Here is a 26,693-nt window from a genome sequence, read left to right on the forward strand (position 1 = left end):
CGCGCCGGAACGCTCGGCCCAACGCCCGAGGCCGACGACGAGGGCCTAGGCTGGAGTGGTCCGGAACCCGGACGAGCCCGTGCCGACGTCGGGGGCGCCGCAGCAGCGGTGCGCCGTCGTACCACGGTCGCGGGCTGTGACCGACAGCGACCTGTGTGTGAAAGTGGGCGATCCTCGCGTGTCCCCGAAGGCTGAGTCAGAGGCGATCAGCGACGCAAGCTCCGTGTTCGGAGCGAACGAGTGGCTCGTCGACGAGCTGTACGAGCAGTACCTCCAGGACAAGAACGCGGTGGACCCCGCGTGGTGGGACTTCTTCGAGGACTACCGCCCTGCGGAACGCTCGGACGCCGACACCACGAGCGACGCCCCGGCGGCGCCCGCGAACGGGTCCGTCCCGGCCGCGGCACCCGCGAACGGGTCCCGCCCGGCCGCGGCGCCGGTGAACGGCTCGCCCGCTCCGGCGGCACCCGCCGCGCCGGCACCCGCAGCGCCGACCGCCGTGACGGACGGCTCGGCCGCCGCCGAGGCCGCGCAGCGCGTCAAGCCGCCGAAGCTCCCGGCCGACCCGGCGGTCAACGCCGCGGTCGAGGCCGTGCACGCGTCGCGCCCCGTCGCGACCGCCCAGCCCGCGACGGCGCCGTACGCCCAGGTGCCCGCGCGCAAGGTCGCCGGCGCCCCCGCGCCCGAGGACCAGGCCACGGACGACGTGCAGAAGCTCCGCGGCCCGGCCGCGCGCGTCGTGACGAACATGGAGGCCAGCATCCAGGTGCCGACGGCGACGTCGGTGCGCGCGGTGCCGGCCAAGCTCATGGTCGACAACCGCATCGTCATCAACAACCACCTCGCGCGCGGTCGCGGCGGCAAGATCTCGTTCACGCACCTCATCGGGTTCGCGCTCGTCGAGGCGCTGGCCGACATGCCGGTGATGAACGCGAGCTACACGCAGATCGAGGGCAAGCCCGCGGTCAACCAGCCCGCGCACGTGAACTTCGGGCTCGCGATCGACCTGGCGAAGCCGGACGGCTCGCGCCAGCTCCTCGTGCCGAGCATCAAGAAGGCCGAGACGATGGACTTCGCCCAGTTCTGGGCAGCCTACGAGGACCTCGTGCGCCGTGCGCGCGGCGGCAAGCTCGGCGTCGACGACTTCGCGGGCACCACGATCTCGCTCACCAACCCGGGCGGCATCGGCACCGTGCACTCGGTGCCCCGCCTCATGCAGGGCCAGGGCACGATCATCGGCGTCGGCGCGATGGACTACCCCGCGGAGTTCGCGGGCGCCTCGACCGAGCGGCTCGCCCGCCTGGGCATCTCGAAGGTCCTGACGATCACGTCGACCTACGACCACCGCATCATCCAGGGGGCGCAGTCGGGCGAGTTCCTGCGCATCCTGTCGCAGAAGCTCCTCGGCGAGGACGGCTTCTACGACCGCGTCTTCGCCGCGCTGCGCATCCCCTACGAGCCGGTGCGCTGGGTCCGCGACAACACGACGGACGCCGAGATCGAGGCGGCCAAGCCCGCCAAGATCGCCGAGCTGGTGCATTCCTACCGCTCGCGCGGCCACCTCATGGCCGACACCGACCCGCTTGCGTACCGCCAGCGCAAGCACGGCGACCTCGACATCCAGAACCACGGCATGACGCTGTGGGACCTCGACCGCACGTTCCCCACGGGCGGGTTCGGCGGCCGCACCAAGTCGACGCTGCGCGACATCCTCGGCCTGCTGCGCGACTCCTACTGCCGCACCGTCGGCGTGGAGTACATGCACCTCGCCGACCGCACGCAGCGCAAGTGGCTCCAGGAGCGCCTCGAGTCCGGGTACGCGCGCACGCCGCGCGAGGACCAGCTCCGCATCCTGCGCCGCCTCAACTCCGCCGAGGCGTTCGAGACGTTCCTGCAGACGAAGTTCGTCGGGCAGAAGCGCTTCTCGCTCGAGGGCGGCGAGGCGCTCATCCCGCTGCTCGACGCGATCCTGTCGAAGGCCGCGGAGAACGGCCTCGACGAGGTCGGCATCGGCATGGCGCACCGCGGGCGGCTCAACGTGCTCGCCAACATCGCGGGCAAGAGCTACGCGCAGATCTTCGCGGAGTTCGAGGGCAACCTCGACCCGAAGAGCGTCCAGGGCTCGGGCGACGTGAAGTACCACCTCGGCACCGAGGGCGTCTTCACCGCCGAGACCGGCGCGACGACGAAGGTCTACCTCGCGGCGAACCCCTCGCACCTCGAGGCGGTCGACCCGGTCCTCGAGGGCATCGTGCGCGCCAAGCAGGACCGCATCGACCTGGGCGGCGACGGCTTCTCCGTGCTGCCGATCCTCATCCACGGCGACGCGGCCTTCGCGGGCCAGGGCGTCGTGCCCGAGGTGCTCAACCTCGCCCAGCTGCGCGGGTACCGCACCGGCGGCACCGTGCACGTCATCATCAACAACCAGGTCGGCTTCACCACGGGCCCGTCGTCGTCGCGCTCGACGACGTACGCGACCGACGTCGCCAAGGGCTACCAGGTCCCGATCTTCCACGTGAACGGCGACGACCCCGAGGCGTGCGTGCGCGTCGCCGAGCTCGCCTTCGCGTTCCGCGAGCAGTTCGACCGCGACGTGATCATCGACATGATCTGCTACCGCCGCCGCGGTCACAACGAGGGCGACGACCCCTCGATGACGCAGCCGCTCATGTACAACCTCATCGAGGCGAAGCGCTCGGTGCGCAAGCTGTACACCGAGAACCTCGTCGCGCGCGGGGACATCACGCTCGAGGAGGCCGAGCACGTCCTCCAGGACTACCAGGCCCAGCTCGAGCGCGTCTTCACCGAGACCAAGGAGGGCGGCTTCACGCCCGCCGCGGACCGCGAGCCGGTCGCCGGTCTCGAGCGCCCGGAGTCCCAGCTCGAGGACGCCGGCACGATGGTCGGCTGGAAGACGGCGATCGACCGCTCGGTCCTCGAGCGCGTCGGCCAGGTGCACGTCGCGCCGCCGGAGGGCTTCACCGTCCACCCGAAGCTCGCGCAGCTCCTCGAGAAGCGCCGGCAGATGTCCGTCGAGGGCAACATCGACTGGGGCTTCGGCGAGCTCGCCGCGTTCGGCTCGCTCCTCGTCGAGGGCACCCCGGTGCGCCTCGCCGGCCAGGACTCGCGCCGCGGCACGTTCGTGCAGCGTCACGCCGTCCTGCACGACCGCGAGACGGGCGCCGAGTGGACGCCGCTGCTGTACCTGTCGGCGGACCAGGCGAAGTTCTGGGTCTACGACTCGTCGCTCTCGGAGTACGCCGCGCTCGGGTTCGAGTACGGCTACTCGGTCGAGCGCCCCGACGCGCTCGTGCTGTGGGAGGCGCAGTTCGGCGACTTCGTCAACGGCGCCCAGACGGTGATCGACGAGTTCATCTCGTCCGCCGAGCAGAAGTGGGGCCAGTACTCCTCGGTCGTCATGCTCCTCCCCCACGGCTACGAGGGCCAGGGGCCGGACCACTCGTCCGCGCGCATCGAGCGCTTCCTCCAGCTCGCCGCCGAGGACAACATGACGATCGCGCAGCCGTCGACGCCCGCGTCGTACTTCCACCTGCTGCGCCGGCAGGCGTACGCCCGCCCGCGTCGTCCGCTCATCGTGTTCACGCCGAAGCAGCTCCTGCGCCTCAAGGCCGCCGCGTCGAGCGTCGAGGACTTCACGACCGGCACGTTCCAGCCCGTCATCGCGGACGCGACGGCCGACCCGGCGAAGGTCGACCGCGTGCTCCTCTGCACGGGCCGCGTGTACTACGACCTCCTCGCCGAGCGCACCAAGCGCGGCGACGAGGGCGTGGCGCTCGTCCGCCTCGAGCAGCTCTACCCGCTCGACGTCGACGGCATCCGGGCCGAGCTCGCCAAGTACCCGGGCGCCGAGGTCGTGTGGGTGCAGGATGAGCCCGAGAACCAGGGTGCCTGGTCGTTCGTGCACATCAACCTGCCGGAGGACCTGCCGCGCGTGAGCGTCGTCTCCCGACCGGCGTCGGCCTCCACGGCCGCCGGCACGGCGAAGAAGCACCAGGCGCAGCAGGCGGTGCTGCTGGAGCAGGCGTTCGCCCGCTGACCGGCCCGCACGACCCGCGCACGACGAAGGCCCCCTCCGCGCGGAGGGGGCCTTCGTCGTCGGTGCGCCGTCGCCGTCGCACCGGGGGTCGGTCGTGCCGACCTACCAGCGGTCGTGGATCTTCTCGCGCAGGTAGCGGTCGTAGATCTCGCGCACGCCCGAGGTGAAGAGCGGGCCGAGGACGTCCGCGTCGCCCGCGGCGGCGTTCGACCGCGCCTGCTCGACGTTGCGCGCGCCGGGGATGACGGTCGACACGCCCGGCTGCTGCCAGACCCACGCGATGGCCACCTGGGCCGGGGTGAGGTCCTGCCCGACGACGTCGTGCACGAGCGTGGTGAACTCGGCCGCCGCCTGGACCCCGGTCTCGAAGTCGACGCCCGAGAACGTCTCGCCGACGTCGAACGCGCTGCCGTCGCGGTTGTACGTGCGGTGGTCGTCCGCGGCGAACGTCGTGTCCTTCGTGTACTTCCCGGACAGCAGCCCGGACGCGAGCGGGACGCGAGCGATGACGCCGACGCCGGCGTCGGACGCCGCGGGCAGCACCGCGTCGAGCGGCTTGAGCCGGAACGCGTTGAGGATGATCTGCACCGTGGCGACGTGGGGGCGCGCGATGGCCGTGAGGGCCTCGTCCACGGTCTCGACGCTCACGCCGTAGCTCGCGATCGCACCCTCGGCGACGAGCGTGTCGAGGCCGTCGTAGACCTCGTCGCGCGAGTAGACGGCGGTCGGCGGGCAGTGGAGCTGCACGAGGTCGAGCCGGTCGGTCCGCAGGTTGCGGCGCGAGCGGTCGACCCACTCGCGGAACTTCGCGAGCGTGTAGTTGTCGGCGTCCTGCGGCTCCCGGCGACCCATCTTCGTGGCGACCGTGATCCCGTGGCCGGGGTTGTCGGCGAGGTAGGAGCCGATGATCTGCTCGCTGCGCCCGTCGCCGTAGACGTCCGCGGTGTCGAAGAACGTCACGCCGGCCTGCGCGGAGGCGTCGAGGACGGCGCGCGCGTCGTCCTCGCTCACGTCGCCCCAGTCGGCGCCGAGCTGCCAGGTTCCCAGTCCGACGACCGAGACGAGCCGTCCCGTCCGCCCGAGCACCTGTCGTTCCATCGTTCCTCCTCGTGCTGCGTCGGGTGCGCCGGAAGACACACCCGGGCACCGAGTCTGACGGGCGTGGGCGCATCGCGCACCCGCGCACGCCGAGTACCGTATGTGAGCGTGAACACCCATGCCCCCTCAGGAGCCCAGGTCCGCATCGCCCACGGCGACCACGCAGCGACGATCACCGAGGTCGGAGCGGCCGTCCGCGAGTACGCGGTGGGGGGCCGGCCGGTCTTCACGCCCTTCGGCGAGGACGAGGTGTCGCCCGCGTTCAACGGCGCCGTCCTGCTCCCCTGGCCCAACCGGCTCCGCGACGGGCAGTACACGGTCGACGGCACGACGTACCAGGTGCCGATCTCGGAGCCGGACCGCGGGACCGCGCTGCACGGCCTCGCGTGCTGGCAGCGCTGGACGGTCGTCGAGCACGAGGCCGCGCGCGCGACGCTCGAGCTGCACCTGCCGCCGTCCCCCGGCTACCCGTTCGACCTCGTCGCGCGCGTGACGTACTCGCTCGACGACGCGGGGCTGCGCGTCCACGTCCGCACGACGAACGTCGGCACGGCGACCGCCCCGTACGGCGTCGGCTTCCACCCGTGGCTCTCGGCCGACGGCGCGGACCTCGACGCGTGCACGCTGCGCCTGGACGCGGCGACCCGCGTCACGACCGACGAGCGGCTCCTGCCGACCGGCACCGAGCCCGCCACCGGCACCTTCGACCTGCGCGAGCCGCGCCTGCTCGCGGGCGTCGACCTCGACGACGCGTACGTGGACGTGCTGCGCGACGAGGACGGGCTGTCCTGGATCCGCCTCACCGCGCCCGACGGCCGCACGGCCGCCGTGTGGATGGACGGCTCGATGGACACGTGGCAGGTCTGCACGGGCGACCACGTCGGCGACGTCGCGTTCCGCCGCACCGGCGTCGCCGCCGAGCCGATGAGCTGCGTCGCGGACGCGTTCCGCACGGGCGAGCGCCTCGTCCGGCTCGAGCCCGGCGCGTCCCACGAGGTCACCTGGGGAGCGACCCTGGCCTGACGCGTCCGGGCGCCGCGGCGACCCCCGCGCGGGTCGACACGCCGTCCGCACCGGCTCGGATCGACCCGCGCGGCCCGCGTCGGGGAGAATGGCGCTCGTGGAAGACGCGGTGAGTCGTGAGGTACGGATCTGCGTCGTCGGCGACGAGCTGAGCGCCGGCGTCGGCGACGCGAAGGCCCTGGGGTGGGCGGGGCGCGTCGTCGCGCGCACGCGCTTCCCCCAGCCGGCGTACGTGTTCCCGCTCGCCATCCCCGGCGAGACGACGACGGCCCTCAGCCAGCGCTGGGAGGCGGAGACCGCGCGCCGGTTCTCCCCCGAGCCGGACGTCGACAACCGCCTCGTCATCGGCCTCGGCCGCCACGACCTCGACGCGGGGCTGTCGGTCGCGCGCTCGCGCCTCAACCTCGCGAACGTGCTCGACGTCGCGGAGTCCCACCGCCTGCCCACGTTCGTCGTCGGGCCGCCGCCGGGCCACGCGCAGGACGCGGAGCGCCTCGCGGAGCTGTCCCACGCGTTCTCGGACGTCGCGAACCGGCGCCGCGTCCCCTACGTCGACACGTTCAGCCCGCTCGTCACGCACGAGCAGTGGCTCGCCGACCTCGCGCAGAGCGGGAACGGCTTCCCCGGCCAGGCGGGCTACGGGCTCATGGCGTGGCTCGTGCTGCACACCGGCTGGCACGCGTGGCTCGGGCTGCCCGACGACACCGTCTGAGGCCGCGGGGATGCACGAGGGGGAGGCGTGGTCGCGGACCACGCCTCCCCCTCGGCGTCGGGGCGGTACCGCTCAGCCGCGCGAGACCGTGAGGTCGCCCGAGACGGTGCTCGCCGACACGTAGGCGCCGCCCGCGCCGTGCTGGTCGACGTGGTCGACGGACGTGGTGCGCTGCGCGCTGGAGTCGAGCCGCACGCCGTCGAGCACGGCCTTGCCGGTGACGCTGCGGGCCTTGAGGTTCACGGCCGAGCCGGCGCCGAGGCGCACGGCCACGTCGCCCGAGACCGTGCGCGCGTCGACGAGCGGGGTGCTCTCGCGCGCGACGACCTCGACGCCGCTCGTGACGGTGCTGACCGACACGCGCCCGAGCGTGCCGCCGAGCGTGACGGTGCCGGACGCCGTGGTCACGTGGACGTCGCCGACGTGCTCGCCGACGTCGACGGAGCCGGTGGCCGTGCGGACCGACGCCGTGCCCGAGACGCCCTGGACGCGGACGGCGCCGGTCCCGGTCGTGACGGACACGTCCGCGCGCGTCCCGACGACGGTCGCCGCGGCACGCGCGGTCGTCACCTTGAGCGGGACGCTCGCGGGCACGGTGACCCGCACGACGGCGCGGTCCTTGTCGCGCAGGCCCTTCGCGCGGTCGACGAGGCCCTCGATGCCGGCGAAGTCGTACCCGACGCGCAGCTCGCCGTCGTGCACGCTCACCTGCAGCGGGCGCTCGGACACCTCGCTCACGTCGAGGTGCGCCCCGCTCTCGCGGCCGGGGTCGGCGACGACGTCGACCGACCCGTCCGTGAGCTGGACGACGACGCGCCGGACGTCCGCGACGTCGACGCTCCGGGGGGCGTTGATGACCCAGGACTCGGTGCTCATGCGCTTCTCCTCGTTCGGTTCTCTGGTGCGTGGTCGGTGGTCTCGGGACGTCAGGGCAGGGTGGACCGCACGGCGCGGCGCGCGCTGTCGAGCACGGTGCGCAGCGTGTCGACCGTCAGCTCGGGCACGCCGCCGGTCGCGTCCGCCCGGCGCAGGTCCGCGCGGAGCTCGTCGCGGAAGCGCTGCAGCACGGCCTCCGCCTCGGCACGGCGCGCGGTCGACTCGCGACACCGGGTGTCGTGCTCGCCGTCGCGCGGGCGGGCGCGCGCCGTCTGGGCGGCGGCGGCGAGCTCGGCGCGCAGGCCCCGCAGCGAGCCCTGCACGTCGGCGCGCAGCGCCTCGGCGCGCTGGCGCACCGTCTCGGCGATGCCGTGCTCGAGCGCCGCGACGTCCGCGCGCCGCGCCTCGATCTCGGCGCGCCCCGCGGGGGTCAGCTCGTACGTCGTCTTGCGCCCGTCGGCGCTGCGGTGGACCAGGCCCTCGTCCTCGAGCCGCGCGAGGCGCGGGTAGATCGTCCCGGCGCTCGGGCGGTAGGTGCCCCCGAACCGCTCGGAGAGCTCGGTGATGAGCTCGTACCCGTGCTTGGGCCCGGACGCGAGGAGCGCGAGCAGGTAGAGCCGGAGCTGGCCGTGGGCGAAGACGGTGGCCATCAGCGGTCCACCGGGCCGCTCGCGGGGGCCGGTCGCCCGGCGGGAGCACCGGGGCTGCCCCACGCCGGGGCGTCCGGGGCCGCGTCCTGCACCGGGGGCGCGTCGGCCGGGGCGGACGACGTCCCGGACGTCCCCCGCAGCACGGTGACGTCGCCCGAGACGGCCGAGACGCGGACGGGCGCGCCCGCGCCGAGCCGCGCCGCGCGGCGGAAGGACCGCGCGGACCCGCGCTGCTCCTCACCGTCGACGACGAGCCGGCCGCTGAGGCAGCGGACGGCGTAGTCCATCGCGTCCGGGTCGGGCAGGCGCACGAGCACGTCGGCGGAGACGGCGCTCACCGTGATCTCGTCCGGCGTCGTGCGCGTGTCCACGGTCACGGAGCCGGAGACCGAGTCGAGCCGCAGCGAGCGCAGGGCACCCGTCGCGGTGAGGCCGCCGGAGACGGACTCCATCCGGACCGGGCCGTCGTGCTCGCTCGCGGCGACCTCGCCGGAGACGGTGTCGACGCGCAGCGGGCCGCGCGTCCGGCTCGTCATGACGGCGCCGGACACGGTCGCGAGCCGCACGCCCTCGCAGGCTCCCGCGACGAGCGCCTCGCCCTGCACGGTCGCGACCTCGACCTGCGCGCCCGCCGGGACGGCGACGTGGACCTCCGCGGCGTCCTTGCCGGTGTACGTGCGGAAGCGCTCGAGGAAGCCCTTCCAGCCCGCCTCGAACGGGCCGTAGCCCACCCGGAGCGTCGTCCCGTCGAGCCGCACCTCGAGCGCGCGCCCGCTCACCGAGTGCACCTCGACGCGCGCGTCGGTCCGTGCCGGGTCCTCGTGCGCGACGACGTCGATGCGCCCGCCGATCATCGTCGCGTCGAGTCGGCGCACGAGCGCGAGGTCGATGGCCTGCGGACCGGTGAGGGTCCAGAGCTCCTGCGTCATCCCGCGCTCCGTCCTGGTCGCCGCGCGCGCCGGGTCGACCAGGACGGCCGGGCAGGCACTCGCGATATATCTCGTTCCGCCAGACACGATATATCGCGTGCTCGACCGTGACAAGGGGTCGCGTGTGGGACCATGGGAGACGGACTGGACACGCCGAGACCGGTCGTTCCACGTCGACACCCGTCGAGAACCGCCGAGACCGGCAGCACTCCCCGACCGTCAGGAGAACACCATGAGCAAGCGCGGACGCAAGCGTCGCAGCCGCAAGGGCAACGCCGCGAACCACGGCAAGCGCCCCAACGCCTGAGACGGCGCAGCCCCCGCGAGGGGGAGCACGGAAGAGGGCCCGGACCGACGTCGTCGGTCCGGGCCCTCTCTCGTGCGCGCGGGCCCCAGGGGCTGGCCCCCGGACCCGGGTCAGCGGGTCTCGACGACCGTCGTCGTCGTGACCATCACGGTGAGCTGCGTGTGGATGCGCTCCCGCAGCCCCGCCGGCGCCTTCTCGTGGCACGAGCGGCGCACGAGCTGCTTGACGAGCTCCTCGACGCTCAGCTCGGCCAGGCACGGCGAGCAGTGCGCGACGTGCTGGCGCATGCGCAGCTCGTCGTCGGGCGTCATCTCGGAGTCCAGGTACTCGTACAGGTGCGTGAGCGCGTGCTCGCACTCGGACTCGCCCGCGGTCGAGTGCGGGATCGGGGTCACCGGCTCCTCGACCGGACCCCGTCCGGGCTCACGGGTCTCTGACGTGCTCACGACTCACCTCCGGGGCTCTTCGCGCCCACCAGTCCTCGCCTCGCGGCGTAGTCGGCCAGCAGCTCGCGCAGCTGGCGCCTGCCTCGGTGCAGGCGGGACATGACCGTGCCGATCGGTGTCCCCATGATCTCCGCGATCTCCTTGTACGGGAAGCCCTCGACGTCGGCGTAGTACACGACCATGCGCCGGTCCTCGGGGAGCTCCTGGAGCGCGCGCTTGACGTCCGAGTCCGGCAGGCGGTCGAGCGCCTCCGCCTCGGCCGAGCGCAGGCCCTGCGACGTGTGCGACGCCGCGCGCGCGATCTGCCAGTCCTCGACGTCGTCCGTCTGCGCCTGCTGCGGCTCGCGCTGCTTCTTGCGGTACGTGTTGATGAACGTGTTCGTGAGGATCCGGTACAGCCACGCCTTGAGGTTCGTGCCCGGGCGGTACTGGTGGAACGCCGCGAACGCCTTCGCGAACGTCTCCTGCACCAGGTCCTCGGCGTCCGAGGGGTTGCGCGTCATCCGCAGCGCGGCGGAGTACAGCTGGTCGAGGTACTGCAGGGCGTCCCGCTCGAACCGGGCGGCGCGCGCGGCGTCGCTCTCGGCCTCCGGGGCCCGGTTCGTGTCCTCGGCGTCCGTCGCGTCGGCGGGCAGCGTCGTGCCGGCGGGCGCACCGTCGTCCGGCGTCGTTCCCGACGTCGTCGCAGGGCTGCCGGAGACGTCGCTGCCGGAGATTCGCTCTGTCATCAACAACGAGCCTAGTCCCCCGTTCGTCTGGGTGTTCGATGAGGCGTCCCGCGCACGGCCCGGCACCGACCACGCGGCGGCGAACGCGGCGTCCGGCGCCGGAGACCCCGGGGTCGGCGACGCGACCCGGGCGGCGGGTGCAGGAGTCTGGAGCAGGGCGGTCACGAGGGGTGCAACCCGCGAGCGCCCCCGGGCATTCCCGGCCCGGGCACCGCCGCGGGTGGCGCCGTCCCGGGGGGCGCGGCAGGCTGGGACCCACCGGAGGACGCCCGCCCAGGGCACCGGCGAGTCACCAGCGATGAGGAGAGAACCGATGCTGCTGCGTCACCTCGCGAGGCCCATGCTGGCCTCGTGGTTCGTCTACGACGGGGTCCAGGCCGCGCTCAAGCCGGCGGAGCACGTGCGGGCCGCGCGCGCGGGCGTCGAGCTCGTCGAGAAGCGCGTCGGCATCGAGGCCACCCTGAGCGAGCGGCAGGTGACGACGCTCGTCCGCGCCCACGGCGCGGCGACGGCGGTCGCGGGCCTGTGCCTCGCCGTCGGCAAGGCGCCCCGGACCGCCGCGCTCACGCTCGCCGCGCTCACGGTCCCGCTCGCCGTCGTCAACCAGCCGTTCACGGGCGGCGAGGCCACGCGCACCGAGCGGACGCGGAAGTTCGTCGCGAACGTCGGGGCGATCGGGGCCGCGCTCATCGCGGGCGCCGACTACGAGGGCCGCCCGGGCGTCCAGTGGCGTCTCGAGCGGGCGCGGCACGACCTCGCGCTCGCCAAGCAGGCGAAGCAGGAGGCCGTCGTCGCGGGAGCGAAGAGCACGGCGAAGGACGTGTCGCGCTCGGCTCGCCGCGCCGCGAAGGCCGCCCAGGACGCCGCGCAGCACGCCGCGAGCAGCACCGCGGGCGCCGTGCACGACGCCGGGGCCGCCGTCCGCGCCAAGGTCGCCTGACGCGTCGCACCGCACGGCCGCGCCCGTCCGCCGGCCGCGCCCGTCCGCCGGGCGGGACCGGCCGCCGTCGGGCGGCTACGCTCCACTAGCCTGGACGCCATGACGACGCAGCCCCCCGCGCCCACCGACGCACCGTCCCCCGCCCCGGCCGACGCCTGGGTCGCGCCCACGGCGCGCGGGCCGCTCGACGCGACGGTCGAGGTCCCGGGGTCGAAGTCGCTGACGAACCGGCTGCTCGTGCTCGCGGCGCTCGCCGACGGCCCCGGGACGCTGCGCGGCGCGCTGCGCAGCCGCGACGCCGACCTCATGATCGCGGCGCTGCGCGCGCTGGGCGTGGGGATCGAGGAGGGCGCGTCGCCGACCGAGCTGCACGTGACACCCGGCGCCCTGCGCGGACCGGTCGACGTCGACTGCGGCCTCGCCGGGACGGTCATGCGCTTCCTCCCGCCGGTCGCGGCGCTGGCGGACGGCGCGGTGCGGTTCGACGGCGACGAGGGCGCGCGGGTGCGGCCCATGGGCCCGGTCGTGGCGGCGCTCAGCGCGCTGGACGTCCCGGTCGCGGGCGACGACGGCGGCAGCCTGCCCACGACCCTCCCGTTCACCGTGCGCGGGCGCGGCCGGGTCCGGGGCGGGTCCGTCGACATCGACGCGTCGGCGTCGAGCCAGTTCGTCTCCGGGCTGCTCCTCGCGGCGGCGCGCTACGACCAGGGCCTCACGGTCCGGCACGTCGGGCACACGCTGCCGAGCATGCCCCACATCGAGATGACGGTGGAGGTCCTGCGGGAGGTCGGGGTCGTCGTCGACGACTCGCGCCCGGCGATCTGGCGCGTCGAGCCGGGACCGATCGCGGCGCGCGACGTGCAGGTCGAGCCCGACCTGTCGAACGCCGCGCCGTTCCTCGCGGCCGCGCTCGTCGCCGGGGGCACCGTGCGCGTCACGGGCTGGCCGACGGCGACCACGCAGCCCGGCGCGATGGTCCCCGAGCTGCTCGAGACCATGGGCGCCACGTCGTCCCTCGACGGCGACGTGCTCACCGTGACGGGCACGGGCGAGGTGCGCGGCGTCGACGTGGACCTCCACGCCGCCGGCGAGCTCGCCCCCACGATCGCCGCGCTCGCGGCCCTCGCCGACGGGCCCAGCCGCCTGCGCGGCATCGCGCACCTGCGCGGGCACGAGACCGACCGCCTGGCCGCGCTCGCGGCCGAGATCACGCGCCTCGGCGGGCAGGCCGAGGAGACGCGCGACGGGCTCGTCGTCACGCCGCGCCCCCTGCACGGCGCCGTCTTCCGCACCTACCACGACCACCGCATGGCGACCTCGGCCGCCGTGATCGGGCTGCGCGTGCCGGGCGTCGGCGTCGAGAACGTCGCGACGACGGCCAAGACGCTCCCCGGCTTCGCGGGCATGTGGGAGCGGATGCTCGGCGGCTCGGGGGCGGCGGCCCGCTGATGGCCCGCGTCCCGGACGAGTCCGACTTCCGCTCGCGCCCCGGCAAGCGCGGCAGCCGCCCGCGCACCAAGCAGCGCCCCGAGCACGCGGACGCGGTGACCGGGTTCGTCACGGGCGTGGACCGGGGCCGCTACACGCTGCTCGTGGGCGGGACCGACGACGGGACGGTCGTCGGCGCCGAGGACGAGCGCACCGTCCTCGCCATGAAGGCGCGCGAGCTCGGGCGCACGCGGATCGTGTGCGGGGACCGCGTCGACCTCGTCGGCGACGTCACCGGGGACGACGGCTCGCTCGCGCGCATCGTCCGCATCCAGGAGCGGTCGTCGGTGCTGCGCCGCACCGCCGACGACACCGACCCGTACGAGCGCGTCATCGTCGCGAACGCGGACCAGCTCGTCGTCGTCACCGCCCTCGCCGAGCCCGAGCCGCGCACCCGCATGATCGACCGGTGCGTCGTTGCCGCGTACGACGCCGGCATGGACGTCCTGCTGTGCCTCACCAAGGCGGACCTCGCCGACCCGGCGCCGCTGCGCGCGCTGTACGAGCCGCTCGGCGTCTCCGTCGTCGTCACGCGGCGCGCGCCCGACGGCCTCGCGCCGGACGGCTGGGCCATCGAGCCGCTCGACGCGGTCCGCGAGGCGCTGGCCGGGCGCACGTCGGTGTTCGTCGGGCACTCGGGCGTGGGGAAGTCGACGCTCGTCAACGCGCTCGTGCCCGACGCCCGGCGCGCGACGGGGCACGTCAACGACGTCACGGGGCGCGGCCGGCACACGTCGACGTCGGCGGTCGCGCTGCGCCTGCCGGGCGGCGGGTGGGTCATCGACACGCCCGGCGTGCGGTCGTTCGGGCTCGCGCACGTGCAGGTCGACCACCTGCTGCGCGCGTTCGAGGACCTCGACGCCGTCGCCGCCGCGTGCCCGCGCGGGTGCACCCACCTCGACGACGCGCCGGACTGCGCGCTCGACGACTGGGTGGCCGACTCCCCCGACGACGTCACCCGCGACGCCCGCGCGGCGCGGCTCGAGTCGTTCCGGCGTGTGCTCGCCTCGCGCACCGGCGCCGCCTGAGCCCGCACCCCGCGCGGCGCCTCCCCCGGCCCGTGCGCGCACCGCTACGGTGTGAGCCATGACGCCCCCCTCGACGCGCGGCTACGACGACGACCTGCGCCTCGCCCACGTGATCGCCGACCAGGTCGACGCCCACACCCTGTCGCGCTTCAAGGCGCTCGACCTGCACGTCGAGTCCAAGCCCGACTCGACGCCCGTGAGCGACGCCGACCGGACGGCCGAGGAGATCATCCGCGGCCAGCTCGGCCGGGCCCGCGGCCGCGACGCGATCGTGGGCGAGGAGTACGGCGAGACGGGCCACGGCGCCCGCCGCTGGATCGTCGACCCGATCGACGGGACGAAGAACTTCGTGCGCGGCGTCCCCGTGTGGGCCACGCTCATCGCGCTCGCCGACGGCGACGAGGTCGTCGTCGGGCTGGTGTCCGCGCCCGCGCTCGGCCGGCGCTGGTGGGCCTCGAAGGGCACCGGCGCGTGGACGGGCAAGTCGCTCGCCGCCGCGTCGCGCCTGCACGTCTCGGGCGTCTCGTCGTGGTCGGACGCGTCGCTCGCCTACGCGTCGCTCGACGGCTGGGAGGAGCGCGGCAAGCTCGAGCCGTTCCTCGACCTCATGCGCGGCGCGTGGCGCACGCGCGGCTACGGCGACTTCTGGTCGTACATGCTCGTCGCCGAGGGCGCGGTCGACGCGGCCGCCGAGCCCGAGCTCGAGCTCTACGACATGGCGGCGCTCGTGCCGATCGTCACCGAGGCGGGCGGGCGGTTCACGTCGCTGGACGGCGCCGACGGCCCGTGGGGCGGCAACGCCCTCGCGACGAACGGCCTGCTGCACGACGAGGTGCTGGGCCGCCTGGGCTGACGGGCCTCGTCACCCCAGGCGGCGTCCCAGGTTCGGTCTGCCCCGGGTTCGCCCCGGTCTCAGCCGCGCGGCACGTCCTTGAGCTCGGACCAGTCGTACCAGAGCAGGTCGCGCTCGCCCACGCGCTCGATGGCCGCGTCGAGCGCCGCGTCCGCATCGGGACCGTCGTCGTCCGCCGCGGCGAGCACGGCCTCGACGTCCGCGACCGCCTCCGGCTCGTCGACGTGCACGCACACGATCGCGACGTCGGGCACCGTGCGCAGCACCTCGACGGCGCTCGGGGCGGGCGCGTCCTCGTCGTCGGAGTCCTCGGCCCCCACGACCTGGACCGCGCCGTCGGGCACCTCGAGCGTGACGACGAGCCGCTGCCGCGGCGCGTCCGGGCGCGACGCGACGAGCGCGAGCGAGTCGTCCGCCGCCTCGAGCGCCGCCGCGTACTCGAGGCCCTCCTCGTCCTCGTCGGGCAGCGCACGCGTCAGCGCGGCGGTCACGGCGTGGGCGCCGCGCGGGGCGACGGTCCAGCGGGCGGCGTCGGCGGTCACGGTGACGGCGTCGAGCTCGTCGAGCGTCGCGGGGAGATAGATGCGCATGGGTTCAGTGTGCCGCCTCGAGCACCGGTCCGGGCGCCGCACCACGCCCGGACGGGGCGGCCTCCCGCACTGCCTCCGCGAGCCGGGCCAGCGCGCGCCGGGCAGGGCTCGCCGGGGCGGTCTCGCCGAGCGTCCTCCCCTCCCGGAGCGCCGTGTCGACGGCGGCGTCCTCCGGGACGACGTGCAGGTCCTCGACGCCGGCGTACCGCGCCATCGCGTCGCGCACCGCGCGCTCGGGCCGTGGCCCGACGACGCTCGCCCGCACCCGGTTCGCGACGACGACCCGGGCCGCGGCGACCGCCGCCCCGGAGTCTCGCAGCTCGTCGAGCGCGCGGACGAGGCGCTGCAGCCCGACCGGGTCTCCGCCGCCCACGACCACGACGACGTCCGCGGCGCCCAGCGCGCTGAGCGTCGCGTCGTGGCGCTGCGGGGCGCGGGTGTCGTAGCTGAGCAGCTCGTCCTGCTCGATGCCGAAGCCGCAGTCGACGACGGTCCAGTCCGCGACCGACCGTGCCACCTGCCACACCGCGTCGAGCGACGGGCCCGGCAGCTCGGGCCAGCGCGCCGCGCGGGCGAGGCCCGTGAGGACGCGGACACGGGGCACGAGCACCGGGGCCAGCGCGCGGAGGCCCGCGGCGTCGAGCACGCCCTGACCGGCGCTGCGGGCCGCGGCGGCGAGCCCCGGGGACTCGTCGAGCAGCCCGAGGCGCTGCGCGACCGTCCCGCCGTACGTGTCCGCGTCGACGAGCAGCACCTCGGCCGGAGGCCCGACGGTGGCCGTGGCAGCCGCGTCGACCTCGCGCGCGCGGCGTGCGGCGCGGCGCCGCCGGGGCCTCCCCGCGAGTGCCGGGCCCGCGAGCTCGACCGCGAGGTTCGTCGCGACGGTCGTGCGGCCCGGCGCCCCGGTCGGGCCCCAGACGGCGACGGTCCGGCCGTCGTGCCGGTCGCCCTCGTCGTCGGCCGGCACAGGCGCCGGGACGCGGGCGGGCGCTCCGGGCGGGCCCGCGTGCGCGGTGCGCGCCGGCACGACCGCCCGGACGGCGTCGCACAGGGTGCCCGGCGACCGGTCCACGTCCACCACGGTGTCCACCCCGTGAGCCCGCAGCCGGTCCTCCTCCCACGTGCCCCCGGGGGCGAGCGCGACGACCCGGACGTCGTGCGCGTGCAGGTCGGCCACGGCCTGCCGGTCCAGCGCCGGGAGGTCGTGCGAGACGACGGCGACCCGCCCGGCCCCCGCGGCCGCCGCGGCGAGCAGCTCGACGACGTCCGCGCAGCGCCGCGTCACCCGCAGCCCGGACGCGTCGAGCGTCGTGACGACCTCCGCCTCGCGCGCCCCGCGGACCGCGCACAGGACCGTCGTGACCGTGGTCGCGCCGCTCACCCCGCACCGCCGACCGGGACCAGCGCGAGGGTCCCCTCCCCCGCGACGGCGGCGAGCACGGCGGGGAGGTCGTCGACCTCGACGAGCAGGTGCACCGTCGTCGGCCCGCCGACCACGAGCGTGCCCTCACCCTCGTCGACCTGGGCGACCGTGACGCCGCCGACGAGCATCTCCGGCACGGCACCCGGTCCGTCCGGGGCGTCCTGCGCGACCTCCGGGGACGGTGCGGCGGCGGCCTCCGGGACGTGCCAGAGGTCGACGTCGGCGCCGGCCACGATCCGCTCCGAGAGGCCCGACGTCACGGGCACCGCGACCGCCCGCACCGCGAGGTCGGTGGCGGCACCGAGCGCCGTCGCGGGGACGAGCTCGCCCGCGGCCACCGTCCGCAGGACGACCGCCTCGTCCGGGAGCCCGTCCTCGACAATCAGGTAGCGGTCGGTCTGCGCGCCGAGCCGCACCTCGACCGTGCGCAGCTCGGCCGCACCGACGGTGGTGCCGGGCGTCAGCGGCGTGCCGGCCGCGTACACCGCGACGGTCCGGCTCGCGCTGCTCACGGCCCAGGACCCCAGCGCGACGGACAGCGCCACCACGACGACCCCCACGAGCAGCCGCGGGTCCTTCCAGCCCGGCCGCCGTAGCCGCGCGGCGGGCGGGGGCGTCGCGGCCCCCGGGACGGGTCGTTCCACGGTCGTCGTCATCCATCTCCCCCTCGGTGGTCGGCACGTCGCCCGTGCCGCGGCTTCATGATCCCCGGTCGGCGGGGCGCGTGGCAGGGCCTGTGGACGAGCACCGCGGTGGGGTGTGGGCGTGCCAGACTGACGCCATGCCCCAGCGGTTCCTCACCCTCGCCGACGTCACGGACGAGCTCAACATCTCGGCGGCCCAGGCGTACGCGCTCGTCCGGTCGGGAGAGCTGCCCGCGATCCAGGTGGGCGGTCGCGGCCAGTGGCGGGTCGAGGTGAGCGAGCTCGAGGCGTACATCCAGCGCATGTACGCGCAGACGCGCCAGCGCATCGAGGCGGGCGACTTCGACGGCTGACGGCACGCCGTCGCACCTCCGCGGTCCTGTACCGCGTCCCCACGCCGTAGCACGACGACGTCTCCGCTCCCTCGGCTCCCCCTGCCGCGCGCTCACCTCGGTACGTACCCCGTCTCCGCCTCGCTGACGCACACGAGGGCCGACCAGGGGACCACCCGCGCGCCGTGTGCGCTGCCGGGCGACGGCTCGAGGTCGAGATGGTCCTTCCCCACCCGGGCGACCCACCCGGACCAGGACCCGGCGGTCGTCCGCACCTGGACCGGTCTCCGGTCCCGCTGGAGCGCGCGCAGCACGTGCCCGAGGCCGAGCGTCGCCGACCGGGACGAGCGCGGCGGGTCGGCGTGCCGCCCGAGACCTCGCACCGCGACCACGGCGTCCAGCGGGACGAGGTGCTGCCGGCGGCCGTCGACGACCAGCGCCCACTCCTGCGCGACCTCCCGCACCTCGCCGGTCACCGCCGACGCGTCGCGGAGCTCGAGCGTCACGGGCCCCGGCGCGGCGCGCAGCCGCTCGGTGAGGAGCACCGTCGCGTGCTCCGCCCGGGTCAGGTCGGCGACCGCGGCGACGCGGTCCTGCGACTCCGCCGCGGCGAGCTGCGCCGCGAGGTCGTCGAACAGGGCGTCCCATCGCATCGGCACACCGTAGCTGGGTGCCACCGCACCCGACCCTCCGTCGTCCACATCACGGGACGGGCCTGGACAGGCGTCGATCCTGCGCGCTTAGATCGATGTGTCGTCATCAAACGACACCAAACGACATCAAAAGCCGTCGAGTGCGCGACGGCAGGCAGGGGGCAACGATGGACCGAGGTACTGCTGCATCCCGACGAGCCGGGGGTCTGCTCGCCCTCCTCGCGCTCGTCCTCGCCCTGGGCGGCGCGACGACCGTCCTGTCGCTCCGGGCGCTGCACCTCGTCGCCGCGCTCCCGACGCACCGCGTCGAGTCCTGGGTGGAGCTCGCCGCGGTGTCGGTGGGCGCGCTGGCCGCTCTCTGGGTCGCGCTCAGCGCGCTCGTCGCGCTGGCCTGCGTGGCTGCCGGTGCCGCCGGGCGGTCCTGGACGACGGGAGAACGACTCCTGCGCCGTGCGGCGCCGGCCGTCGTCCGGCACGCGGCGCGCGCCGCCGTCGGCGCCACCGTCGGCGCGGGTCTGCTCGTCGCCGGCGGGGCGGCGCACGCGGCCGCCCCGGCAGACGACCCGGGCGTCGTCGCCGTCGATCTCGGGTGGCGACCCAGCGGTGCCGTCGCCGGGGACGAGGGTACGGCGTCGGGGAACGGCGCGTCGGAGAGGGCAGCTTCGACGTCCCGGGCGACCCCCGGCGGCTCGTCCGCCACGGCGGACGGCTCCACGGCGGCGTCCGACGGTCCGTCGGGCACCGCGGCGGACGCCGCGCCAGGCCAGCCCGCGCCGGTCACCTCGGTGCCGCCGTCTTCGGTGCCGGCATCGTCCGTGCCGGCGCCTTCGGTGCCGCCGTCTTCGGTGCCGGCATCGTCCGTGCCGGCGCCTTCGGTGCCGCCCTCCGGGGTGCCGGGGGACGCCGGCACGTCGCAGGACCCCCACCGCTCGCACGGTGCCACCTCCGCAGCGACCGACGCGCCGCCGTCGACCAGCACCGAGAGTGCTGGGGCGGGAGACGCCGCGGGCTCCGGAGGGAAGCACGCCGCCGGGGCGGGCGTCGTCGGCCAGGGGGCAGAGGCCTCCGGCGCCGCGGGACCGACGGTCGCCGCGGAGGGGACCTCGTCGGACGCCGCCCGCCAGCGCGACGCGGCGCTGGCCGTGACGCGCGATGTGCCCGGCCCGGAGACCGCGCCGGAGGTGGTCGTCGTGCGCGGTGACTCGCTGTGGTCGATCGCCGCCCGGCACCTGCCCGCAGGGTCCACCGACGCGCAGGTCGCGGAGGCGGTGGAGCGCTGGTACGCGACGAACGCCCACGTGGTGGGCGCGGACCCCGACCTCGTCCGGCCGGGCCAGGTCCTCGTCGCACCGTCCGCCTGACCACCGCCGACCTCGAAGGAGCCCCACCATGACCGCTCCCCTGCTGGCCGGCGCGCACGCCCCGGTCACCACCGTGACGCCCGCGGCCGCACCGACGGTCCCACCTACGAGCGGGCCCACGGTCCGCCCGCTCCGCTCGACGAGCGTCCCGTCCGCCCCGCCGGCGCGGCTGCTCCGCTGCCTCGGCGACCCGACCGTCGCCACGGTCGACGTGACCGACCCGACGGCGGCCCGCGTGCCGCAGCACGTCGTCCGGGGTCGTCCCCTCGGGCGCCCGACGACGCCTGTGCCCCTGCCGGACCCGACCGCGCTGTGCTGCGCCGTGGTCCGGGCTGCGGTCGAGGTCGTCCGGGGCGAGCGCACGGTGGGACAGCTCGCGCGGTGGGTGTCGCCGGAGATCTACGAGGCGCTCGCCCGGCGCGCTCGACTCGTGGCCGACGGGCCGGGCGATACCCCGGCCCGTCCGGTCGCCGTCCGCCGCGCGCGCGTCCTGCGCATCGGCGACGGCGTCGCCGAGGGGACGGTCGTCGTCCAGGACGGGGACCGGGTCCGCGCCGCCGCGGCGCGGCTGGAGGCGCGCCGCGGAGCCTGGCGCGTGGTCGCGCTCGAGATCGGCTGAGCCCTTCCCGGTCCGGGCACGACGACGCCCTTCCCGGACCCGACATCCCCGGCGGCCTTCCTGGCTGGGCACGACGACGGCGAGGCGCCCACCCGCAGGTGGACGCCTCGCCGTCGTCGTCAGGGTGCCCGGCGGACGGGCATCCGGTCAGGCCTCGTTCTGGCCGTGGCAGACCTTGTACTTCTTGCCGGAGCCGCACGGGCACTGCGCGTTGCGGGGCGTGCCCGGGAAGGTCCGGCCGTCGCTCTCGACCGCCGTCGCCTCGCCGTGCAGCGCGCGGCGCGAGCGGCGGCCCGCGTCGCCCGACACCACGGCCTGGCCCGTGCCGTCCTCGCTCGGGGCGGTGTACGACAGCGGGACCTGGCGGTCGGGGCCGTCGAGGCCCTTCGCGATGAGCGTGCCGGGGCGGTCGCCGCCCGGGCCCTCGGCCGCGGCACGTGCCGCCACCGGCTCCGGCGCGACCGGCGCGTCCTCGACGGGCGCGTCCTCCACGGAGGCGTCCTCGACCGGCTCGTCCGCGACCGGCGCGCCGTCGACGGGCGAGTCCTGCGTCGGCGCCGCGTCGCGCTGCGCCGCCGCCGCGAGACCGGCCGCCGCACCGGCCGACGCGGCACCCGCCGCGCCGCCGAGCGCCTGGCCCGCGGCCGACTGCGCGGCCTGCGCCGCACCCGCGACGGAGATCGCCGGCGCCTGGCCCGTGGCCGCGCCCGGCTCCGCGACCTTGACCTCGAGGTTGAAGAGGTACCCGACCGTCTCCTCCTTGATGGCCTCGGTCATCGCCTGGAAGAGCTGGAAGCCCTCGCGCTGGTACTCGACCAGCGGGTCGCGCTGCGCCATCGCGCGCAGCCCGATGCCCTCCTTGAGGTAGTCCATCTCGTAGAGGTGCTCGCGCCACTTGCGGTCGAGGACCGAGAGCGTCACGCGACGCTCGAGCTGGCGCATGTTCGCCGCGCCGAGCTGCTCCTCGCGGTTCTGGTAGGCGATGCGGGCGTCCGAGAGGATCTCCTCGAGCAGCATCTCGCTCGTGAGGCGCGTCTCGCCGCCGGCCTGCTCCACGACCTCGTCCACCGTGATGGAGATGGGGAACACCGCCTTGAGCGCGGTCCACAGCCCCTCGAGGTCCCAGCTCTCCGGGTTGCCCTCGGCCGTGGCGCCCTCGACGTACGCGGTGACGACGTCGGTGAGGAAGTGCTGCACCTGCTCCTGCAGGTCCTCGCCCTCGAGCACGCGGCGGCGCTCGTCGTAGATGACGGTGCGCTGGCGCGACAGGACGTCGTCGTACTTGAGGACGTTCTTGCGGATCTCGAAGTTGCGCGACTCGACCTGGCCCTGCGCGCTCGCGATGCCGCGCGTGACCATCTTCGACTCGAGCGGCACGTCGTCGGGGAACCCCGCGCGGTTCATCATCGACTCGGCGAGGGTCGAGTTGAACAGGCGCATGAGGTCGTCCTGCATGGACAGGTAGAACCGGGACTCGCCCGGGTCGCCCTGACGGCCGGAACGACCACGGAGCTGGTTGTCGATGCGGCGCGACTCGTGCCGCTCCGTGCCGAGGACGTACAGACCGCCGAGCTCGCGGACCTCGTCGTGCTCCGCCGCGACCGCGGCCTTCGCCTTCTCCAGCGCGTCGGGCCAGGCGGCCTCGTACTCCTCCGGGTTCTCCGCCGCGTCCAGGCCGCGCGCCGCGAGGTCCGCGACCGCCATGAACTCGGCGTTGCCGCCGAGCATGATGTCCGTACCGCGGCCGGCCATGTTCGTCGCGACCGTCACGGCGCCCTTGCGGCCCGCGAGCGCGACGATCGCCGCCTCGCGCTCGTGCTGCTTCGCGTTGAGGACCTCGTGCGGCACGCCCTGCTTCTTCAGCTTGGACGACAGGAGCTCCGACTTCTCGACGCTCGTCGTGCCGACGAGCACGGGCTGGCCCTGCGCGTGTCGCTCGACGATGTCCGCGACGACGGCGTCGAACTTGCCCTCCTCGTTCTTGTAGACGAGGTCGGGCTGGTCGACGCGCTGCATCGGGCGGTTCGTCGGGATCGGCACGACGCCGAGCTTGTAGGTGCCCTGGAACTCGGCCGCCTCGGTGTCGGCGGTACCGGTCATGCCCGCGAGCTTGGAGTACAGGCGGAAGTAGTTCTGGAGCGTGATCGTGGCGAGCGTCTGGTTCTCCGCCTTGATCTGCACGCCCTCCTTGGCCTCGATGGCCTGGTGCATGCCCTCGTTGTACCGGCGGCCGGGCAGGATGCGGCCCGTGTGCTCGTCGACGATCATGACCTCGCCGTTGAGCACGACGTAGTCCTTGTCGCGCTTGAAGAGCTCCTTCGCCTTGATGGCGTTGTTGAGGAACCCGATGAGCGGTGTGTTGAGCGACTCGTACAGGTTGTCGATGCCGAGGTAGTCCTCGACCTTCTCGATGCCGGGCTCGAGCACGCCGACGGTGCGCTTCTTCTCGTCGACCTCGTAGTCCGTCCCGGGGTTGAGACGGCGCACGACCTTGGCGAACTCGCCGAACCAGCGGTTCGTGTCGCCCGAGGCCGGGCCCGAGATGATGAGCGGCGTGCGTGCCTCGTCGATGAGGATCGAGTCGACCTCGTCGACGATCGCGAAGTTGTGGCCGCGCTGCACGAGGTCGTCCGTGGACCACGCCATGTTGTCGCGCAGGTAGTCGAAGCCGAACTCGTTGTTCGTCCCGTACGTGATGTCGGCGGCGTACTGCTCGCGCCGCTGCGCCGGCGTCTGGCCGGACAGGATGACGCCGGTCGACAGGCCCAGGAAGCGGTACACGCGGCCCATGAGCTCGGACTGGTACTTCGCCAGGTAGTCGTTCACCGTGACGACGTGGACGCCCTTGCCCTCGAGCGCGTTGAGGTACGCGGCCGTCGTCGCGACGAGGGTCTTGCCCTCACCGGTCTTCATCTCGGCGATGTTGCCGAGGTGCAGCGCCGCGCCGCCCATGAGCTGGACGTCGAAGTGCCGCTGGCCGAGCGTGCGCCGCGACGCCTCGCGCACCGCGGCGAACGCCTCGGGGAGCAGGTCGTCGAGGGTCTCGCCCGCCTCGAGGCGCGCCTTGAAGCGGTCGGTCTCCTCCCGCAGCTCCTCGTCGGTGAGATCCTCGAAGCCGGGCTCGAGCTTGTTCACCTGGTCGGCGATGCCGGACAGCTTCTTGAGGATCCGGCCCTCGCCGATGCGAAGGACCTTGTCGAGGATCGAAGGCACGCAGGACTCCCGTATCGATCGGTGCCCGGGCCGGGTGGTCCGGGAGCAGAGCCGACGCTCTGCCGCGCGGGCGCGCACGGCAGCGGACGTCGGCAACGTCACACAACATCGTAGGGGAGTCGGGGCCGCGCCGGTCCCGTCCGGGTTTCGCCGACGACGAACCTCTCCCCCGCGACGTCGTCCGCCAGCCTACGGCGAGGGCCACCCGGGCCGGGCGCCTCGTCCACCGCCGACGCGGCCGTCGGGACGATCGCGGCGGCGGCGCCGCCAGCGACGACGGCAGCGACGACGTCAGTGCGCCGCGACCTCGGCGGCGAGCGCGGGCGCCAGGTCCCCCACCGGGGCGACGTCGACCTCCGGCACCCCCAGCCACCGGCCCAGCACGTGCAGCTCGGCGGCGAGGCGCGCCGCCGTCTGCGGCCCGGCCGCCTGCTCGCGGTGCGCCGACTGCACGCGCAGCACCCCGGCCCGACGGTCGGCCTTGAGGTCGACGCGCGCGGTGAGCGCCTCTCCCTCGAGGAAGGGCAGGACGTAGTAGCCGTGGACCCGCTTCGCCGCGGGCACGTAGATCTCGATCCGGTAGTGCACGTCGAACAGCCGCTCGAGGCGCGTCCGCTCGAACACGAGCGGGTCGAACGGGTTGAGCAGCGTCGTCCCCGTCGCGCGCCGCGGGAGCGCCGCGTCCGCGTGCAGGTAGGTCGGCTCTTCCCACCCCCGCACGGTCACCGGGCGCAGGGTGCCCGCCTCGACGAGCTCGTCGAGCGCCGTCCGCACCGCGGGCCCCTTGAGCCGGAAGTAGTCGCGGAAGCAGCGCAGCGTCCCGACGCCGTGCGCGCGGGCGCCGATCTCGAGCAGCGCCCGGACGGCATCGGCGTCCGCGACCGGCGGCGCCGCGACGACCTCCGGCGGGAGCACGCGCTCCGTGAGGTCGTAGCAGCGCTCGAACGCGCCGTTGCGCCGCGCGGACGTGATCTCGCCCGTGAAGAAGAGGAACTCGAGCGCGCGCTTCGCGACCGTCCAGTTCCAGCCCCACTGCGAGCGGTCGCGCGGGTGCGCGCGCCCCTCGGCCTCGAGGATCTCGTGCACCTCGCTCGCGGTGATCGGGCCGCGCTCCGTGACGAGCCGCCGCACGTCCTGGACCGCCTCGGAGTGGCTCATCTCGACCGCGCTGATGGTGCCCCACGCCTCGGTGCGGTACCGGCGGCGGCGCCACTCGAGCAGCGGCCACGTGCTGGGCGGCACGTAGGACGCGACGTGCGCCCACGTCTCCACGAGCCGACGCGGCGCACGGCCCGCCGCGCGGTCGAGCAGCGCCGTGTCGTACGGGCCGAGCCGCGCGTACAGCGGCATGAGGTGCGCCCGCGCGAGCACGTTGACCGAGTCGATCTGGAGGAGCCCCAGGCGGTCGATGACCCCCTGGACCTGCCGCATCGTCGGGGCGCGGCCGCCGGACCCGGCACGCGCGGCGACGTCCGGGCGCTCCCGGTGCAGCCCTTGCGCGGCGAGCGCGACACGGCGCGCCTGGGACAGGGACATCGACTCGGACCTCGACGGCGTGGCGACCACCCCCCGATCCTCCCCGCCCCCACCCACACGCCGACCCGTCGCCCACCCACCCGTCGCCCGCCCACCCACCCGCCCCCGCCGAGCAGGCGGTCCTGACGCGTCCCGGCGGCCGGACCCGCCACGACCACCTGCTCGGCCGACCGGGATCGCCTGGTCGGCGGCGGACGGCGGGCGGCGGGGTCGGTCAGCGGGCGACGGGTCCGGACAGCACGACGCGCCCGGACCCTCGAGGGTCCGGGCGCGTCGGGTGCGGTCAGGCGCTCTTCTCGACCGTGGCGTCGGCGCAGTCGCAGGACGTGTCGAGCGCGACGACGCCGTACGTCCAGCCGCGGCGGCGGTAGGCGACGGACGGGCGCGACGTCTCGATGTCGACGAAGAGGAAGAAGTCGTGGCCGACCATCTCCATCTCGTACAGCGCGTCGTCCACCGTCATGGGCTCCGCGGTGTGCAGCTTCTGCCGGATGACGACGGGCGAGTCGCCGAGCGTCGTCTCGACGGCCTCCCCGGGCGCGGTCGGCGCGGTCGGCGCCGGCGGCGGGGGTGCCTCGTGCGTGGCCGGGTCGTAGGGACGCACGTCGACGGGCGGCACGACGGTGTGGTTGCGGTGGTCCTTGCGACGGTCGCGGGCGCGGCGCAGCCGTTCCGCGAGCTTGTCCATCGCGAGGTCGAGGGCGCCGAACCGGTCGTCGGCCGCGGCCTCGGCGCGGACGACGGGTCCCTTGGCCCGCACGGTGAGCTCGACGCGTTCGCGGACCCCCGAGAGCCTCGGGTTGTTCTCGTGGGTGACCTCGACGTCCACGCGCTGCGCCGTGGGCGCGAGCTGCTGGACCTTGGCGAGCTTGTCCTCCACGTGCCGGCGGAAGCGGTCTGCCACTTCCGTGTGCCTGCCGACGACGACGATCTCCATGTGAGCCTCCGCGAGGATCTAGTGCGACGCCCGGCCCGGTGCGTCCGGGCGCCTCGTTCGGATTCGGTAGGAGCACCCGCTGCCGGGTGCGGTGGGCTACCACCTCCTTGCGGCGCAGGGCCGCGCGCTCGGTACGCTCGCGCGGCGGCGCACGTGTCCTGCACGTCCGTCGTCCGCGGCGACTGGCCCTCAGCCTAACCCCCGGTCCGGGGTGTCGGCAGCACCAACGGGAGGTGAACGAGGGGACCTT

Annotated in this window: 24 protein-coding genes; 11 read left to right on the forward strand and 13 right to left on the reverse strand. The window is 74.9% G+C overall.

What is annotated here, in order from left to right:
* The first annotated feature begins 223 nt into the window (after window positions 1–223).
* Entirely contained in the window at window positions 224–4,057 is a 3,834-nt protein-coding gene (locus E1O70_RS12835) for a multifunctional oxoglutarate decarboxylase/oxoglutarate dehydrogenase thiamine pyrophosphate-binding subunit/dihydrolipoyllysine-residue succinyltransferase subunit (protein ID WP_240696692.1), read from the forward strand.
* Between the two features lie 102 nt (window positions 4,058–4,159).
* On the opposite strand, the gene E1O70_RS12840 is transcribed toward E1O70_RS12835, so the two are convergent.
* Entirely contained in the window at window positions 4,160–5,155 is a 996-nt protein-coding gene (locus tag E1O70_RS12840; RefSeq protein WP_043655897.1) for an aldo/keto reductase, read from the reverse strand.
* A 108-nt stretch (window positions 5,156–5,263) separates the two neighbouring features.
* Between E1O70_RS12840 and E1O70_RS12845 the strand changes: the two genes are divergently transcribed.
* Together E1O70_RS12845 and E1O70_RS12850 are read left to right on the forward strand one after the other, a co-directional pair.
* A complete protein-coding gene (locus E1O70_RS12845; protein WP_082774797.1) occupies window positions 5,264–6,178 on the forward strand; it encodes an aldose 1-epimerase family protein in 915 nt (304 codons plus the stop codon).
* Window positions 6,179–6,266: 88 nt separating this feature from the next.
* Complete coding sequence (locus E1O70_RS12850) at window positions 6,267–6,890, forward strand: GDSL-type esterase/lipase family protein (RefSeq protein ID WP_031316757.1); 624 nt, start codon at window positions 6,267–6,269, stop codon at window positions 6,888–6,890.
* 72 nt (window positions 6,891–6,962) lie between these two features.
* Here E1O70_RS12850 and E1O70_RS12855 read toward each other — a convergent pair whose 3' ends face one another.
* Genes E1O70_RS12855 through E1O70_RS12865 form a run of 3 tightly spaced genes read right to left on the reverse strand, consistent with a single transcriptional unit; the run spans window position 6,963 to window position 9,345 of the window.
* Window positions 6,963–7,766, reverse strand: coding sequence for a DUF4097 family beta strand repeat-containing protein (locus tag E1O70_RS12855; protein ID WP_061269170.1), 804 nt, complete (start codon window positions 7,764–7,766; stop codon window positions 6,963–6,965).
* A gap of 50 nt (window positions 7,767–7,816) precedes the next feature.
* The gene (locus E1O70_RS12860) at window positions 7,817–8,416 is read right to left on the reverse strand and encodes a PadR family transcriptional regulator (protein ID WP_061269169.1); all 600 of its coding nucleotides are present in this window, start codon (window positions 8,414–8,416) and stop codon (window positions 7,817–7,819) included.
* Window positions 8,416–9,345: a DUF4097 family beta strand repeat-containing protein gene (locus tag E1O70_RS12865; protein WP_061269168.1), complete on the reverse strand. Its 930-nt coding sequence runs from the start codon at window positions 9,343–9,345 to the stop codon at window positions 8,416–8,418. Before E1O70_RS12865 ends, E1O70_RS12860 begins: the two co-directional genes overlap by 1 nt.
* 232 nt (window positions 9,346–9,577) lie before the next feature.
* Here E1O70_RS12865 and E1O70_RS20705 point away from each other — a divergent pair, with 232 nt between their 5' ends.
* Entirely contained in the window at window positions 9,578–9,652 is a 75-nt protein-coding gene (locus E1O70_RS20705) for a 50S ribosomal protein bL37 (RefSeq protein ID WP_099052597.1), read from the forward strand.
* 110 nt (window positions 9,653–9,762) lie between these two features.
* Here E1O70_RS20705 and rsrA read toward each other — a convergent pair whose 3' ends face one another.
* Together rsrA and E1O70_RS12880 are read right to left on the reverse strand one after the other, a co-directional pair.
* On the reverse strand, window positions 9,763–10,098 hold the full coding sequence (gene rsrA / locus E1O70_RS12875; RefSeq protein WP_021483111.1) for a mycothiol system anti-sigma-R factor: 336 nt from the start codon (window positions 10,096–10,098) through the stop codon (window positions 9,763–9,765).
* Window positions 10,095–10,826 carry a sigma-70 family RNA polymerase sigma factor gene (locus tag E1O70_RS12880; protein WP_082774795.1) on the reverse strand — a complete coding sequence of 244 codons (732 nt, stop codon included), beginning with the start codon at window positions 10,824–10,826 and terminating at the stop codon, window positions 10,095–10,097. The genes rsrA and E1O70_RS12880 overlap by 4 nt, the downstream gene beginning before the upstream one ends.
* A gap of 313 nt (window positions 10,827–11,139) precedes the next feature.
* Here E1O70_RS12880 and E1O70_RS12885 point away from each other — a divergent pair, with 313 nt between their 5' ends.
* The 4 genes from E1O70_RS12885 (at window position 11,140) to hisN (ending at window position 15,135) form a co-directional block, all read left to right on the forward strand.
* A complete protein-coding gene (locus tag E1O70_RS12885) occupies window positions 11,140–11,766 on the forward strand; it encodes a DoxX family membrane protein (RefSeq protein ID WP_061269166.1) in 627 nt (208 codons plus the stop codon).
* Between the two features lie 99 nt (window positions 11,767–11,865).
* On the forward strand, window positions 11,866–13,215 hold the full coding sequence (gene aroA / locus E1O70_RS12890; RefSeq protein WP_061269165.1) for a 3-phosphoshikimate 1-carboxyvinyltransferase: 1,350 nt from the start codon (window positions 11,866–11,868) through the stop codon (window positions 13,213–13,215).
* The gene (gene rsgA / locus E1O70_RS12895) at window positions 13,215–14,282 is read left to right on the forward strand and encodes a ribosome small subunit-dependent GTPase A (protein ID WP_061269174.1); all 1,068 of its coding nucleotides are present in this window, start codon (window positions 13,215–13,217) and stop codon (window positions 14,280–14,282) included. Before aroA ends, rsgA begins: the two co-directional genes overlap by 1 nt.
* A 58-nt stretch (window positions 14,283–14,340) precedes the next feature.
* Entirely contained in the window at window positions 14,341–15,135 is a 795-nt protein-coding gene (hisN, locus tag E1O70_RS12900) for a histidinol-phosphatase (RefSeq protein WP_061269164.1), read from the forward strand.
* Window positions 15,136–15,194: 59 nt separating this feature from the next.
* Here hisN and E1O70_RS12905 read toward each other — a convergent pair whose 3' ends face one another.
* The 3 genes from E1O70_RS12905 to E1O70_RS12915 are packed head-to-tail and all read right to left on the reverse strand — an operon-like array spanning window position 15,195 to window position 17,804.
* The gene (locus tag E1O70_RS12905; protein WP_043655874.1) at window positions 15,195–15,725 is read right to left on the reverse strand and encodes a DUF6912 family protein; all 531 of its coding nucleotides are present in this window, start codon (window positions 15,723–15,725) and stop codon (window positions 15,195–15,197) included.
* 4 nt (window positions 15,726–15,729) lie between these two features.
* Complete coding sequence (locus E1O70_RS12910) at window positions 15,730–17,106, reverse strand: CpaE/TadZ family protein (RefSeq protein WP_061269163.1); 1,377 nt, start codon at window positions 17,104–17,106, stop codon at window positions 15,730–15,732.
* The gene (locus E1O70_RS12915; RefSeq protein WP_061269162.1) at window positions 17,103–17,804 is read right to left on the reverse strand and encodes a CpaB family protein; all 702 of its coding nucleotides are present in this window, start codon (window positions 17,802–17,804) and stop codon (window positions 17,103–17,105) included. The genes E1O70_RS12910 and E1O70_RS12915 overlap by 4 nt, the downstream gene beginning before the upstream one ends.
* A gap of 125 nt (window positions 17,805–17,929) precedes the next feature.
* On the opposite strand from E1O70_RS12915, the gene E1O70_RS12920 reads away from it, so the two are divergent.
* Window positions 17,930–18,145, forward strand: a complete 216-nt coding sequence (locus E1O70_RS12920) for a helix-turn-helix domain-containing protein (RefSeq protein WP_061269161.1) — start codon at window positions 17,930–17,932, stop codon at window positions 18,143–18,145.
* Window positions 18,146–18,237: 92 nt separating this feature from the next.
* On the opposite strand, the gene E1O70_RS12925 is transcribed toward E1O70_RS12920, so the two are convergent.
* On the reverse strand, window positions 18,238–18,777 hold the full coding sequence (locus E1O70_RS12925; RefSeq protein WP_043659709.1) for a hypothetical protein: 540 nt from the start codon (window positions 18,775–18,777) through the stop codon (window positions 18,238–18,240).
* 167 nt (window positions 18,778–18,944) lie between these two features.
* Here E1O70_RS12925 and E1O70_RS12930 point away from each other — a divergent pair, with 167 nt between their 5' ends.
* On the forward strand, window positions 18,945–20,138 hold the full coding sequence (locus E1O70_RS12930; RefSeq protein ID WP_061269160.1) for a LysM peptidoglycan-binding domain-containing protein: 1,194 nt from the start codon (window positions 18,945–18,947) through the stop codon (window positions 20,136–20,138).
* Window positions 20,139–20,166: 28 nt separating this feature from the next.
* The gene (locus tag E1O70_RS12935; protein ID WP_061269159.1) at window positions 20,167–20,757 is read left to right on the forward strand and encodes an Rv3235 family protein; all 591 of its coding nucleotides are present in this window, start codon (window positions 20,167–20,169) and stop codon (window positions 20,755–20,757) included.
* 147 nt (window positions 20,758–20,904) lie between these two features.
* On the opposite strand, the gene secA is transcribed toward E1O70_RS12935, so the two are convergent.
* The 3 genes from secA to hpf form a co-directional block, all read right to left on the reverse strand.
* A complete protein-coding gene (gene secA, locus E1O70_RS12940) occupies window positions 20,905–23,970 on the reverse strand; it encodes a preprotein translocase subunit SecA (protein ID WP_061269158.1) in 3,066 nt (1,021 codons plus the stop codon).
* Between the two features lie 291 nt (window positions 23,971–24,261).
* The gene (locus tag E1O70_RS12945; protein WP_061269173.1) at window positions 24,262–25,506 is read right to left on the reverse strand and encodes a winged helix-turn-helix domain-containing protein; all 1,245 of its coding nucleotides are present in this window, start codon (window positions 25,504–25,506) and stop codon (window positions 24,262–24,264) included.
* Window positions 25,507–25,789: 283 nt separating this feature from the next.
* The gene (gene hpf / locus E1O70_RS12950) at window positions 25,790–26,443 is read right to left on the reverse strand and encodes a ribosome hibernation-promoting factor, HPF/YfiA family (RefSeq protein WP_061267518.1); all 654 of its coding nucleotides are present in this window, start codon (window positions 26,441–26,443) and stop codon (window positions 25,790–25,792) included.
* Window positions 26,444–26,693 lie beyond the last annotated feature (250 nt).

This window comes from Cellulosimicrobium funkei (assembly GCF_004519295.1).
Classification (GTDB): Bacteria; Actinomycetota; Actinomycetes; order Actinomycetales; family Cellulomonadaceae; genus Cellulosimicrobium; species Cellulosimicrobium funkei.